13 protein-coding genes and 1 tRNA gene are annotated in these 13,864 nt (G+C 68.8%); 2 read left to right on the forward strand and 12 right to left on the reverse strand.

The genetic code is table 11. The features are described 5' to 3' along the window. Positions 1–74 precede the first annotated feature (74 nt). The 11 genes from ABD340_RS18600 to ABD340_RS18650 all read right to left on the reverse strand — a co-directional run bounded on the left by ABD340_RS18600 (position 75) and on the right by ABD340_RS18650 (position 10,769). Positions 75–1,337 carry a sulfate adenylyltransferase subunit 1 gene (locus ABD340_RS18600; protein WP_344590729.1) on the reverse strand — a complete coding sequence of 421 codons (1,263 nt, stop codon included), beginning with the start codon at positions 1,335–1,337 and terminating at the stop codon, positions 75–77. 44 nt (positions 1,338–1,381) lie between these two features. Beyond that, positions 1,382–1,507, reverse strand: a complete 126-nt coding sequence (locus ABD340_RS18605; RefSeq protein WP_344590758.1) for a hypothetical protein — start codon at positions 1,505–1,507, stop codon at positions 1,382–1,384. Then, on the reverse strand, positions 1,507–2,421 hold the full coding sequence (gene cysD, locus ABD340_RS18610) for a sulfate adenylyltransferase subunit CysD (protein WP_344590242.1): 915 nt from the start codon (positions 2,419–2,421) through the stop codon (positions 1,507–1,509). The genes ABD340_RS18605 and cysD overlap by 1 nt, the downstream gene beginning before the upstream one ends. 103 nt (positions 2,422–2,524) lie before the next feature. After that, positions 2,525–3,421, reverse strand: coding sequence for a 3'(2'),5'-bisphosphate nucleotidase CysQ (locus ABD340_RS18615; RefSeq protein ID WP_344590243.1), 897 nt, complete (start codon positions 3,419–3,421; stop codon positions 2,525–2,527). A gap of 85 nt (positions 3,422–3,506) precedes the next feature. Next, on the reverse strand, positions 3,507–4,991 hold the full coding sequence (locus ABD340_RS18620; RefSeq protein WP_344590244.1) for a sugar transferase: 1,485 nt from the start codon (positions 4,989–4,991) through the stop codon (positions 3,507–3,509). Between the two features lie 222 nt (positions 4,992–5,213). Beyond that, positions 5,214–5,786: an aminoacyl-tRNA hydrolase gene (pth, locus tag ABD340_RS18625; RefSeq protein ID WP_344590245.1), complete on the reverse strand. Its 573-nt coding sequence runs from the start codon at positions 5,784–5,786 to the stop codon at positions 5,214–5,216. A 324-nt stretch (positions 5,787–6,110) separates the two neighbouring features. Next, complete coding sequence (locus ABD340_RS18630) at positions 6,111–6,728, reverse strand: 50S ribosomal protein L25/general stress protein Ctc (protein WP_344590246.1); 618 nt, start codon at positions 6,726–6,728, stop codon at positions 6,111–6,113. 317 nt (positions 6,729–7,045) lie between these two features. Beyond that, positions 7,046–8,026 (reverse strand): ribose-phosphate diphosphokinase, encoded by a 981-nt coding sequence (locus tag ABD340_RS18635; protein WP_344590247.1) that lies wholly within the window; start codon positions 8,024–8,026, stop codon positions 7,046–7,048. Positions 8,027–8,087: 61 nt separating this feature from the next. Continuing rightward, entirely contained in the window at positions 8,088–9,548 is a 1,461-nt protein-coding gene (glmU, locus tag ABD340_RS18640; protein WP_344590248.1) for a bifunctional UDP-N-acetylglucosamine diphosphorylase/glucosamine-1-phosphate N-acetyltransferase GlmU, read from the reverse strand. Positions 9,549–9,775: 227 nt separating this feature from the next. Further along, positions 9,776–9,847 (reverse strand) — tRNA-Gln (locus ABD340_RS18645). Between the two features lie 19 nt (positions 9,848–9,866). Then, a complete protein-coding gene (locus tag ABD340_RS18650; RefSeq protein WP_344590249.1) occupies positions 9,867–10,769 on the reverse strand; it encodes a sigma factor-like helix-turn-helix DNA-binding protein in 903 nt (300 codons plus the stop codon). 305 nt (positions 10,770–11,074) lie between these two features. Between ABD340_RS18650 and ABD340_RS18655 the strand changes: the two genes are divergently transcribed. Both ABD340_RS18655 and ABD340_RS18660 read left to right on the forward strand, forming a co-directional pair. Next, positions 11,075–12,028, forward strand: coding sequence for an acyl-CoA desaturase (locus tag ABD340_RS18655; protein ID WP_344590250.1), 954 nt, complete (start codon positions 11,075–11,077; stop codon positions 12,026–12,028). A gap of 16 nt (positions 12,029–12,044) precedes the next feature. Then, positions 12,045–12,788, forward strand: a complete 744-nt coding sequence (locus ABD340_RS18660; protein WP_425547389.1) for a TetR/AcrR family transcriptional regulator — start codon at positions 12,045–12,047, stop codon at positions 12,786–12,788. A gap of 231 nt (positions 12,789–13,019) precedes the next feature. On the opposite strand, the gene ABD340_RS18665 is transcribed toward ABD340_RS18660, so the two are convergent. Further along, the gene (locus tag ABD340_RS18665; protein ID WP_344590251.1) at positions 13,020–13,835 is read right to left on the reverse strand and encodes a trans-aconitate 2-methyltransferase; all 816 of its coding nucleotides are present in this window, start codon (positions 13,833–13,835) and stop codon (positions 13,020–13,022) included. Positions 13,836–13,864: the final 29 nt, after the last annotated feature.

The following is a 13,864-nucleotide window of genomic DNA, read 5'->3' on the forward strand; positions in this document are numbered from 1 at the left end:
CCCCCCGCGCGGGTGGCCGGGACCGGTCCGAGGCCGGACCCGGACCGCCCCCCCCGAACGGACCGACCGGCCCGCTACCGCGCCCCGATGATCATCCCCGCCGCGACGGTGTTGTTGGTCGCCTCGTCGATGAGAACGAACCCGCCGGTCAGCCGGTTGCGCGAGTAGTCGTCCACGAACAGCGGCTGCGTCACCCGCAGCGAGATCCGGCCGATCTCGTTCAGCCCCAGCCCGTCCGCCGAATCGTCGCGGTGCAGCGTGTTCACGTCCAGCCGGTAGTTGAGGTCCTTGACCATCGCCCGCGCGGTACGGGTGGTGTGCTTGATCACCAGCTTCATCCGCGGCGCCAGCCGCCGGTCCGGCGTCATCCAGCACACCATCGCGTCCAGATCCTGCGCCGTCTCCGGCCGGTTGTTCGGCCGGGCGATCATGTCGCCGCGCGAGATGTCGATGTCGTCGGCCAGCCGCAGCGTGACCGACATCGGCTGGTACGCCTCCTCCACCGGACCGTTCGGCCCGTCGATCCCGGTGATCGTGGTGGTCAGCCCGGACGGCAGATGCACCACCTCGTCCCCCGGCTTGAGCACCCCGCCCGCGACCTGCCCCGCGTAACCGCGGTAGTCGTGCAGCTCGGGATCGGTGGAGGCGTGCGGACGGATCACGTACTGCACCGGGAACCGCACATCGATCAGGTTCCGGTCCGAGGCGATGTGCACATGCTCCAGATGGTGCAGCAGCGACGTCCCCTGGTACCACGGCATGTTCCCGCTGCGCTCCACCACGTTGTCGCCGTGCAGCGCCGAGATCGGGATGAAGGTGAGATCGGCCACCTCCAGCTTCGCCGCGAACGCGGTGAACTCGTCCACGATCCGCTCGAAGACGTCCTTGTCGTACCCGACCAGGTCCATCTTGTTGACCGCGACCACCAGGTGCGGCACCTTCAGCAGCGTCGTCAGGAACGCGTGCCGCCGCGACTGCTCCAGGATGCCCTTGCGCGCGTCCACCAGAATGATCGCCAGATCGGCGGTGGACGCACCGGTCACCATGTTCCGGGTGTACTGGATGTGCCCCGGCGTGTCGGCGATGATGAACTTGCGCCGCGGCGTCGCGAAGTAGCGGTACGCCACGTCGATCGTGATGCCCTGCTCCCGCTCGGCCCGCAACCCGTCGGTCAGCAGCGCCAGGTTCGTGTACTCCTCGCCGCGGTCGGCGCTGGTGCGCTCCACCGACTCCAGCTGATCCTCGAAGATCGACTTGGAGTCGAACAGCAGCCGCCCGATCAGCGTCGACTTCCCGTCGTCCACCGACCCGGCCGTCGCGAACCGCAGGATGTCCATCTGCTTGGCCCCACCACCGGGAACGGGCGCGGTCGTGCCGGACATTAGAAGTACCCCTCCTTCTTGCGGTCCTCCATCGCGGCCTCGCTCGACCGGTCATCGGCACGGGTCTGGCCGCGCTCGGTGAAATGGGTACTGTGCCGCGATCTCCTCGGCCCCGACCAGCGCATCAGAAGTACCCCTCCTTCTTGCGGTCCTCCATCGCGGCCTCGCTCGACCGGTCATCGGCACGGGTCTGGCCGCGCTCGGTGATCCGCGTCGCGGCGATCTCCTCGATCACCTCGTCGAGGGTCGCCGCGGCCGACTTCACCGCACCCGTGCACGAAGCGTCGCCGACCGTGCGGTAACGCACCATCGCCTCGAACGGCGGCTCGTCCTCGCCCCGGTTCGCGTACGGCAGATCGGCCAGCAGCATCCCGTCGCGCTCGAACACCGTCCGGGTGTGCGCGAAGTAGATCGGCGGCAGCTCCAGCGGCTCACGCCGGATGTAATCCCAGATGTCCAACTCGGTCCAGTTCGACAGCGGGAACACCCGGACGTGCTCGCCCTGCCGGATCCTGGTGTTGAACAGATTCCACAGCTCGGGCCGCTGGCTCTTGGGATCCCACTGCCCGAACTCGTCGCGGAACGACACCACCCGCTCCTTGGCGCGGGCCTTCTCCTCGTCCCGCCGCGCCCCGCCGAACGCCGCGTCGAACCGGTGCTCCTCGATCGCGTCCAGCAGCGTCGTGGTCTGCAGCCGGTTCCGGGACGCGCGCCGCCCGGTCTCCTCCACCACCCGGCCCTGGTCGATCGAGTCCTGGACGGAGGCGACCACCAGCCGCACCCCGAGCTCGGCCACCAGCCGATCCCGGAACTCGATCACCTCGGGGAAGTTGTGACCGGTGTCGACATGCATCACCGGGAACGGGACCGGCGCCGGCGCGAACGCCTTCTGCGCCAGGCGCAGCATCACGATGCTGTCCTTGCCGCCCGAGAACAGCAGGACCGGCCGCTCGAACTCGGCGGCCACCTCCCGGATGATGTGGATCGACTCGGCTTCGAGCACGTCTAGCTGGGACAGCAGGTAATCGCAACGCTGCATGGTCTGGGGCTCTCTCCACGCTCGTCTTGCAGTGCGCCGGTGGGTGGGTATTCGGGGGCTTCGGTCGGGGACGGGCCCGCGGGACGCGGACGGGGACCGGGGGTCAGCCCGGCGGGGCCGCCGTCACATCCCGGATGCCGGTCAGCAGCGTCGACGCCGACCCGGGATGACACACCAGGATATCCGGCAGCCGGGGGTCCTTCTGGTTGTACGCCGGTGCGGCGCCCGAGATCCGCGACACGTGCGCGCCCGCGGCCACCGCCACCGCCACCGGGGCCGCCGAATCCCACTCGTACTGGCCGCCCGCGTGCACGTACGCGTCGACCTCCGCCAGCAGCACCGCCGCGATCTTCGCCCCGGCCGAGCCGATCGGCACGAGCTCGACCTCGACACCGGCCTCGCCCAGCCGCACCGCCAGCCGCTCCAGGAACTCGGGAGGACGGCTGCGGCTCACCGCGACCCGCAACCGGCCAGGCTCCGGAGCCGAGACACGCAGCCCGGCGGCCCGCCCGCCGTCCGAAGGCTCGTCCAACGCCCCACCGGGCGCGGTCCGCAACGTACGCCCCTGCGCCGGAAGGGCCACGGCACCCGCTACGAGCCGCCCCTTCTCCCACAGCGCGACATGGACGGCCCAGTCGGCCCGCCCCTCCTCGGAGAACTCCCGCGTCCCGTCCAGCGGATCCACGATCCACACCCGGTCGGCCGCCAGCCGCACCTCATCGGCGGTGTTCCCGGTCGGAGAACGGTCATCGCCACGCGCCCGCTTCGCGGCGACCGACGACCGGCCCTCCTCCGACAGGATCGCGTCACCGGGACGGCGCCGCGCCAGCTCCCCCATCAGATACTCGTGCGCCCTCAGGTCACCGGTGTCCTTCAGCGCCCGTGTGTCGCCGAACCCGAGCTCCCCGCGCACGCCGAGCAGCAGCTCCCCGGCGCGCCCGGCCAGCTCCGCGGCCAAATCATGATCCCCTGCGGTGTCCGCCGCCGGCTGCTCCGTCATAGACCCCATCACATTCCCGGCTCGTCCTATCGGTCCGGTCTACATTGTGAAGCACACCGGAAACCCGCCCCCGAGCCGGGTCGGGTCAATACGCCCCCGAGCCCTTGAACACGGCCGACCACGTCTTCCACATGATCTGCAGATCGAGCGCCAGCGTCCAGTTCTCCACGTAACGCAGATCGAGCCGGACCGATTCCTCCCAGGTCAGATCCGAACGCCCGCTCACCTGCCACAACCCCGTCATCCCCGGCTTCACCGCCAGCCGCCGGTACACGTCACCGCCATACTTGGCGACCTCGTCCGGCAACGGCGGACGCGGCCCCACCAGCGACATCTCCCCGCGCAGCACGTTGAACAACTGCGGCAGCTCGTCCAGCGAGTACCGGCGCAACCGGCGGCCCACCGCGGTGATCCGCGGATCGGCCTTCATCTTGAACAGCACCCCTTCCGGGTGCTCGTTGTAAGCCTTCAACTCGCGCTTGCGGGCCTCCGCGTCCTGCACCATCGTGCGGAACTTCAGCACGGTGAACTCGCGGCCGTCACGCCCCACCCGGGTCTGCCGGAACATCACCGGCCCCGCACTCGTCACCTTGATCAGGAACGCCACCACCAGCAGCAGCGGACTCAGCGCCAGCAACCCGGCACCCGCCGCCGCCCGGTCGACGAAACCCTTGAGGACCTTGCGCGAACCGTCCAGCTCCGGATGATCCACATGCAGCAGCGGCAGACCCGCCACCGGACGGATCGAGATCCGCGGACCGGTCACGTCCATCAGCGCGGGCGCCACCACCAGCTCGACATCGTCCCGCTCGATCTGCCACGCGAGCCGCCGCAGCGCCACCCCGTCCATCTCCGGGCACGCCAGCACCGCCACCGAGTCGGCGCCACTGGCGTGCACCACAAGGGCGGCCTGGTTGAAGTCACCCAGCACCGGGACGCCCTCGACCTCGCTCACCGCGTCGTCGCCGGAGGCCGGCCCGGGCGGCAGGCACACCCCCACGATGTCCATCCCGTGATAACGCTTCTCCCGCAGCAGCCGGATCAGATCGGCCACCGACGTCCGGTGCCCGACCGCGATCACCCGCCGCATGCAGTCGCCCTTCCAGCGCCGCTTGTGCAGCCACTTGCGCAACCGGTAGCGGGCCACCAGCGCCAGGAAGGTGCCCAACGGCAGCGCCATCACCACATAGCCCCGCGCCACCTCGGTCTTGGTCGCGTACGCCCCGATCGCCACCGTCGCCGTCAACACGAACCCGGCACGCAGCACCCGGTGGAACTCCTCCCACCCGACACCCACGAACCGCGGCTGGTAGGCCCGGCACAGCACCAGCGTCACCACGAACAGCACCGGCAACGCCACCGTCAGCACCGCATACGGCACCGTCGGATCACTCGGAAAGCCCGGAAACCGCAACACGAACGCGATCACACCGGCCGACAGCATGCTCAGGAAGTCGAGCCAAGCGGCCGTCCCCCGGTACCGGCCGGTCCACCGCGTCCCTATCGGACGGAGAACCCGGGCCGGCTCAGTCGGGGACTCCTCGAGCCTGACCTTGTCAACGACCGCCATCGGAACTCTCACCACCCCTGCCGCATGCGCCCCATAACGCACGGTCCACCACAGAGACGGCCGAGCGGCAGGGAAGGTTCACATGTCACCTGAAGCGCGTTTGTCCTGCATCTTACGAGCACGATGACAAAAATGCGCCCGATACGCCGTGACAGCCCGGCTTGTTGATGTCCATCAGAGTGATAGGGAAATGCCGCTGTTCAGCCAGATGACAGGGATCACTCAAGACGCGTGGAAGGAGTTCTGGGCCGCCTCCAAGCCCACCGTCACGAGCGCCTCCACCGCGTCCGCGGCGCGCTCCACGTTCAGCTCCAACTCCCTGCGCTCGGCCGCGGAGAAGTCCTTCAGCACGAACGCCGCCGCGTCCATCCGCCCCGGAGGCCGCCCCACCCCGAACCGTACCCGCAAGTAATTCTTGTCGCCCAACGCACGCGTGATCGACCGCAACCCGTTGTGACCGTTATCGCCGCCACCACGCTTCAGCCGCACCGCCCCATACGGAATGTCCAATTCATCATGGACGACGATCAAGTGCTCCACCGGCGCCTTATAGAAATCGCGCAGCGCCTTCACCGGACCGCCCGACTCGTTCATATAACCCCGCGGCTTCCCCAGCACCGCACGAGCCCCCACCAGGCGCCCCTCCAGCACGTCACACCGCGCCTTGTGCGCCTTGAACCGGCCACCCACCCGCGCCGCCAAGGCGTCCAGCACCATGAACCCGGCGTTGTGCCGGTTCCCCGCGTACGAAGGACCAGGATTCCCCAGCCCCACCACCAGAAGTGTTGATTGCATGCGCGAGCTGCCCTCCTCGCCTAGCGGCTCGTCCCGAGTTCACGGCTCGCGCGAGCTGCGCTCCTCGCCTGGCGGCTCGTCGCTGGTCGCGCAAGCGGCGAGCGCTGCATCGCTTCGCGATCAGCCGGATCTCGCCTCCGGCTTCGATCCTGCTGGCCTCCGGACGCGCTCGCGACGCTGAACGTATGCGTCACCTGAGCAGACCCCTCGCACCCAGTGCCACCACGCTTCTCACCATCTTTCACGGCCGACGGCCCCCGGCGGCGCTGACGCCGCGGGGGCCGTTCGGAAGACAGTGCGCCACGAAACCCGTGGCGGCATCGCTCACTCGGCCTGCTCGCCACCCTCGGCGGCCGCCTCCGCGGGCTCGCCCTCGGCCTCCGCCTCGGCCGCGCCGGCCGAGATCGAGGCGTCCACGATCTGCACGATCAGCAGCTCCTCGTCGGCCACCAGCGTGGTACCCGTCGGCAGCTTCAGATCCCGCGCCAGCACCTGCGAGTCGATCTCCAGAGCGGAGATGTCCAGCGTCACCGACTCCGGAATCCGGGTCGCCTCGGCCTCCACCGCGATCTCGACCTCGGGCTGCACCAGCCGGCCGCCCGCGACCACATCGCCCTCGATCTGCACCGGGATGGACACCCCGACCTTCTCGCCCCGCTTGACCAGCAGCAGGTCGACATGCTCGAGGAAGCCCTTGATCGGGTCGCGCTGCACGTCCTTGGGCAGCGCCAGCTCCGACCCCGCCCCCACGCCCTCCACGCGCAGCAGCACGTTCGGCGTCTTCAGGGCCAGCATCAGGTCATGGCCGGGCAGCGAGATGTGCTGCGGGTCGGTGCCATGACCGTAAAGAACGGCGGGAACCTTGCCGGCCCGGCGGGTGCGCCGCGCGGCACCCTTACCGAACTCGGTGCGCGGCTCGGCGGCGATACGTACCTCGGACACGGCGAAAACTCCTCGTTGTTGCGATCCACGGCCGTCCGAACCTGGACGTCCGCTACGGACAGAGCGAATCAGGCGTTGCTCGATGCGTCAGGCGCCTCGAAGATTCTTTGCGTTGCCCGGGGAGTGCGAAACCTCGCACGGAGCCGCACTGAACGACCCGGGCCATACGCGGATTCAGCAAGTCTAGCCGATCGTCCCAACACGCAAAGCCAGTGGGGCCGGACCGACCGCGAAGATCATCGCTTCCGGACGCGGCACGGGCCCGGGACGACCGAGATCGTCCCAGGCCCGCATCCTTGCCCGTGTCTTTGCCCGACTCAGCTGTGCCCGCCGAACAGGCTGGTCACCGACCCGTCACTGAACACCTCATTGATCGCCCGCGCCACCAGCGGCGCGATCGACAGCACCGTCAGCTTGTCGAACTGCTTCTCCTGCGGGATCGGCAGCGTATTGGTCAGCACCACCTCGGAGATCCGCGAGTTCTTCAACCGGTCCACCGCCGGACCCGACAGCACGCCATGCGTCGCCGCCACCACCACACGCGTCGCACCGTTGTCGAACAGCGCGTCCGCCGCCTTCACGATCGTGCCACCGGTGTCGATCATGTCGTCGACCACCACGCAGGTGCGGCCCTCGACCTCACCGACGACGTCGAACACCTTGACCTCGTTCGCCACGTCCGGATCGCGCTTCTTGTGGATGATCGCCATCGGCACGCCGCCCAGCCGGTCCGACCACCGCTCGGTCACCCGCACCCGCCCGGCGTCCGGCGCCACCACCGTCACCTGCGACAGGTCGAGCCGGCTCTCGAAATGCGAGGCCAGCAGGTCCAGCGCGAACAGATGGTCGACCGGACCGTTGAAGAAACCCTGGATCTGCGCGGTGTGCAGATCAACCGTGATCAGCCGGTCGGTCCCCGCCGTCCTGAACAGGTCGGCCATCAGCCGGGCCGAGATCGGCTCGCGTCCACGGTGCTTCTTGTCCTGCCGCGCGTATCCGAAGAACGGCGCCACCACCGTGATCCGCTTGGCCGACGCGCGCTTCAGCGCGTCCACCATGATCAGCTGCTCCATGATCCACTGGTTGATCGGCGCCGTGTGGCTCTGGATCACGAACGCGTCGGAACCGCGCACCGACTCCAAGAAACGCACGAAAGTCTCGCCGTTGGCGAAATCGTACGCCGAGGTCGGCGTGAGCTCGACATGGAGGTTGTCGGCTACTTCCTTGGCCAGGTCCGGGTGAGCACGGCCGGTGAAGAGCATCAGCTTCTTCTGGCCGCTCGCCTTGATCCCACTCACCTCTGACAACTCCCCCTCAATGGAACTGTACTTCCCGTGGGTGTCGTGCCCACATGCCGCGTCATTCCGCGCGGTCCCGCCCGGAGGCCCGGCGGGCGGCCTCGGCCGCCGGAGTCCCCGCACGCTTCCGCTCCACCCAGCCCTCGATGTTGCGCTGCCGCCCGCGGGCCACCGCCATCGCACCAGGCGGAACATCCTGGACGATCACCGACCCGGCCGCCGTATAGGCGCCGTCGCCGATCGTGACCGGCGCGACGATCATGGTGTCGCTGCCGACCTTCACGTGGTCTCCCACCACGCTACGGTGCTTCTCCACACCGTCATAGTTCACGAACACGCTGGACGCGCCGATATTGGAACCGGCGCCGATCTCCGCGTCGCCCACATAGGTCAGGTGCGGCACCTTGCTGCCCTCACCCACCTCGGCGTTCTTGGTCTCCACATACGCGCCGATCTTGACCTTGCGACTCAACCGCGTACCCCGCCGCAGATAGGCGAACGGACCCACCGACGCCTCAGGACCGATCTCCGCACCGTCGGCGACCGTGTTGACCACCCGCGCACCGGCCCCCACCAGGGTGTCGGTCAGCGTGGAACCGGGCCCGACCTCGGCACCCTCGCCCAGATGGGTACGGCCGTGCAACTGCGTGCCCGGGTGGACGACCGCGTCCGCCTCGGCGGTGACGTCCACATCGATCCAGGTCGAGGCCGGGTCGACGATCGTGACCCCGGCCCGCATGTGCGCCTCCAGGATCCGGTCGTTCAACTGCCGCCGCGCCTGCGCCAGCTGCACCTTGTCGTTCACGCCCTGGGTCTCCACCCAGTCGGCGGTCAGGTACGCGCCCGCCCGATGCCCGTCGCCGCGCAGGATCCCCACCACGTCGGTGAGGTACTCCTCGCCCTTGGCGTTGTCGGTGGTCACCCGCTTGAGCGCGTCGGCCAGCAACGCGCCGTCGAAGGCGTACATGCCGACATTGATCTCACGGACGGCCCGCTGCACCTCGGTCGCGTCCTTGTGCTCGACGATCGCGGCGACCGACCCGTCACCCTCGCGAAGAATGCGCCCGTAGCCGGTCGCGTCGGGCATCTCGGTGGTCAGGACGGTCACGGCGTTGCCCTCGGCACCATGCACCCGCACCAGCTCGGCCAGCGTCTCGCCGCGCAGCAGCGGGTGGTCGCCGTTGGTCACCACCACGGTCCCGCTCGGCCCGCCGCCGTCCCACAGCCGTTCCATGGCCATCCGGACGGCGTGCCCGGTGCCGCCCTGACGCTCCTGCACCACGGGCTCGGGCCGCGGGGACGTCTCCGCCTCGGCCTGCTCCAGATGGGCGACCACCTGCTCGCGGCGATGCCCGACGACCACCACCAGGCGGCCGGGGTCCAGCGCGCGGGCGGCGGCCAGCACGTGACCGAGCATGGGGCGCCCGCACAGCTCGTGGAGAACCTTGGAGGTGCGGGACTTCATACGGGTGCCCTCGCCCGCGGCAAGGACAATGACGGCAGCCGGGCGGCTAGCACTCACGTGGAGGCTCCTCGGCAGTGCGGACGGGATCGGTTTGGCTCGGGCGTCGATCACGGGGGCCTCGCCCACCTAGATCTACCTGCTCAAACAGGCTCGCAACACGCCCGACACCGGAAGGATACCGCCCAGCCCGGAACTGTCACCCCGCCGGGCACCCACACCCCCAGAACGGCGGCGGGCCCGGCCCGCTGTGGGCCGGACCCGCCGTTCAACACTCGAACATTGAGCTCCGCCGCCAGGGCTCGAACCTGGAACTTTGGGACCAAAACCCAATGCGTTGCCAATTACGCCACGGCGGATAGTTCGGACATGTCCCCCTTAAGGGGGCTGCTCGCCCGGTTCACGATACCGGTTTGGGGCTTCAACCCTCACCCCAGTTAGCCGGGCGGATGATTGATCGTCCGCCAGCCTATCGAGAGCCGCCTCGGAACGACGGGCGAAGTGAGCAGCAGCCTCCTCGGCGCCGAGCATGGCGCCGTAAGCCCAGCCCTCGACGCGAGGGTAGAGGTCGGCGCTCTGCACCGCACGGACGCACAGGCACCCGTGGTAGTCCTCTACGAGGTTCTTACGCTTGGTTTTGGGTTTGTGGCCCTTGATCACCGGCTTCTGGAAGGCGTCCTCGGGCGTGCCGGTCAGCTCTGCCCAGAAACGCGTGGAAGCCGGGATGTCGGCCGTCTCGTGAATGTGCAGCTGAAACCTGAGGTGCTCGCGAGGTACCCCTGCGACCTGCAGAAACCTCAGGAAGAAGCGGACCAGCGCGGGATCGCTGTTGATGAAGACCAGCCGCTCCTGACGGCGGTAGATCTTGTCCTTCGAACCCTCGCACCAGTAGACCAGCGCGCCGGCGAGCAGGATGTCACGCTCGTCGAGATCTCCGAACTCGGAGGAGGCGGCGAGCTTGGTCTCATGGCGCTCTCGTTCTCGCGCTTCGTGGTACGGAGCCCAGCGCGACTGCCACATCGCGGCCACGCGCTCCTGTTCGTGGCCGGGGCGCGGCGGCGCGGGGACGTCGCGGAGCCATAGGGAGCAGGTGCTGATGGAGACGCCCAGTGATCCGGCGATCTCGCGGTAGGTGCGGCCTTCCTTGCGGAGGGAGATGGCCAGTTCGCGGAGTTCTTCGGGGAGTTTTTCGACCATGCGTTCGACAGTACGGCGCGATGGTGACAATCCGAAGTCATCTGACTTCAGATAGTTACATCTTGTCAGGATGTATGGCCCCACCTCGGGGAACGCCTGCAGACGGGGGGGCGGGCCGGTCAGATATGACTGTGGGCAAGCTCACCTGCCCGAATTATGTAGGTTTAGTGCAGTTTTATGTGAGCACTTACATCCTGAAGGAGGCGTCCGGACGCTCTCTGGGGCCGGTGACGGGCGCCGTCCGGCGACCCGTCTGACCTGGTGATTCAAGGGCCGCACGGGGCACGAGTCCACCGTGATTTTACGCATCGGACACTGTCAACCTACGCAAGCGTAGGTTACGTTGGCGTAGGTAAGGCGACCCGGAGAAAGCAGGGAAGTGGTGACGCATGTCTTCAGCCCCCGTCCTCGATCCGCCCCGCCCGCAGCGCCGACCCGAGATCGAGCCGGAGCCGTCGGGAAGGCTCGAACGGATCCTCGTCGGGGTCTTCACCGGTGTGCCGTTCCTCGCCCTGCTCGCCGCGGTGCCGCTGGCCTGGGGCCGTTTCCTGGGCTGGACCGACATCGCGCTGACGGCGGTCTTCTACTTCGTCTCGGCCGCCGGGATCACCGTCGGCTACCACCGGTACTTCACGCACGGCTCGTTCAAGGCCCGCCGCCCGCTGAAGATCGCGATGGCGCTGGCCGGGAGTCTGGCGATGGAGGGTCCGGTCATCACCTGGGTCGCCGACCACCGGCGGCATCACAAGCACTCCGACAAGGAGGCCGACCCGCACTCGCCGTGGCGGTTCGGCAATGACTGGAAGGCCCTCGCCAAGGGGCTGGCGTGGGCGCACTACGGCTGGTTGTTCGACGGCAACCGCACGTCCAAGGAGCGGTTCGCCAAGGACCTGCTGAACGACCGCGACATCGTCCGGATCCACAAGGCCTTCCCGGGCCTGGTCGCGGTGACGCTGCTGCTGCCGGGGGTGCTCGGCGGGCTGCTGACGATGTCCTGGGCCGGCGCGTTCACCGCGTTCTTCTGGGCCGGGCTGGTGCGGCTCACGCTGGTGCAGCACGTGACCTGGTCGATCAATTCGATCTGCCACACCTTCGGCAACGAGGACTTCGAGGTCCGCGACAAGTCCCGCAACGTGTGGTGGCTGGCGATCCCCTCGCTCGGCGAGTCGTGGCACAACCTGCACCACTCCGACCCGACCTGCGCGCGGCACGGTGTGCTCAAGGGTCAGGTCGACATCAGTGCCCGGGTCATCTGGGTGTTCGAGAAGGCGGGCTGGGCGCACGGTGTGCGCTGGCCGGACGCCGAGCGGCTCGACGCCAGGCGCGCGAAGCGGCCTGGGTGAGCGTCACAATTGACCTGTGACTGAACCTGCCCCCCGGTCGCGCAGAAAGCGGATGACCGGCAAGGAAAGACGCGAGCAGCTCCTCAACATCGGGCGGACCCTGTTCGCCGAGCGCGGGCTGGACGGCACGTCGGTGGAGGAGATCGCCGCCGCGGCGGGCGTCTCCAAGCCGGTGGTGTACGAGCATTTCGGCGGTAAGGAGGGGTTGTACGCGGTGGTGGTCGACCGGGAGTTCGAGCGGTTGCTCGGCCTGGTGACCGAGGCGCTGAGCTCGGCGATCCACTATCGCGGCAAGTTGGAGAAGGCGGCGCTGGCGCTGCTGGAGTACATCGAGACCAATCCCGACGGGTTCCGCATTCTGGTGCGTGATTCGCACGGCGGTACGGGGACCGGGAGTTTCGCGAGCCTGCTGAGTGAGATCGCGGGTGAGGTCGAGCATGTGATGGCGCGGGAGTTGGACCGGCGCGACTATGACGAGAAGTACGCGCCGATGTACGCGCAGATGCTCGTGGGGATGGTGGCGCTGACGGGCCAGTGGTGGTTGGACGCGCGGCGTCCCAAGCGCGAGGAGGTCGCGGCCCACTTGGTCAATCTGGCGTGGAACGGGTTGTCCGGTCTGGAGCCGCGCCCGTCGTTGGATCCCAGGCGCCGGCGCAAGGAGGCCGAGCGCCGGGAGAAGCAGGCGGAGAAGGCGGCGGCCAAGGCGGAGAAGGCCGAGGAGAAGGCGGCCGCGAAGGCGGCGTCGCGCGGGTCTCGCTGAGCGGTTGACCGGTGGCCGCCTGGAGTTCGTCCGGGCGGCCACCGGCCGGGGTCACCGTGTTACCGGTTGGCCCGTGCCTCGGTTCGCGAGGCCGGGGTCTTGGTGGGCGCAGCGTCGCGATCATGGGATCGGTCGTGCGCCCGGGGTGTGCGGCCGTTGGGGCGCCGCCCACCGTGCGAGCTGGCACACCGCAGGGGAACGAGTCGCTTCCCTCCCACGGTGGGCGGCCGTTCAGGGGCCGGCGCGGGCCGCGATGACGAACACGCGCCGGAACGGGTAGACGGTGCCGTATGGCGTGGCCGGGTAGGCCGCGCGTAGCAGGGCGCCGTATTCGGTGAGGAAGTGGTCGGCCTCGTCGGGGCCGAGGGCGGTCAGGACGGGCCGCAGCGCGGTGCCTTTCATCCATTCGAGGACGGCGTCGTCGCCCTGCAGGACCTGGGTGTAGGTGGTCTCCCAGGCGTCGACGTGGCAGCCGTGGCGGGTGAGCAGGTCGAGGTAGCCGGCGGGGTCGAGGACGGGGTGCGGGCGGGAGAGGCCGCCGAGGCGGTCGCGCCAGCGTGGGCTTTCGCAGGTCTGGCGGAGCAGGGCGTGGCTTGGGGCGTCGAAGTTGCCGGGGACCTGGAAGGCGAGCCGTCCGTCGGGTGCGAGGGCGTCGATCCAGCGTGGGAGCAGGTCGGTGTGCTCGGGGATCCAGTGCAGGACGGCGTTGGAGACGATCAGGTCGAGGGGCCGTTCGGGGTGCCAGGTGGTGATGTCGCCGACGGTGAAGCGGAGGCGTCCGGGGATGGTGCGGGCGCGGGCGGCGTCGATCATCTCGGGTGAGCTGTCGACGGCTTCGATGTCGGCGTCCGGCCAGCGGCGGGCGAGTGACGCGGTGAGTTCGCCGGTGCCGCAGCCGAGGTCGGCGATGCGTGCGGGCGCGGGGGGCGTTCGGGTGGCCCGGGCCAGCAGTTCGGTGAACGGGCGGCCGCGCTCGTCGCCGAAGGCCCCGTACTGTGCGGGGTCCCAGATGGCGGCGGGCGGTTCGGCCGCTGCTTGTCTCGACATCAAGAGACAGGATGCCCGGCGATAATCTT

It is taken from the genome of Actinomadura vinacea (assembly GCF_039532545.1).
Classification (GTDB): domain Bacteria; phylum Actinomycetota; class Actinomycetes; order Streptosporangiales; family Streptosporangiaceae; genus Spirillospora; species Spirillospora vinacea.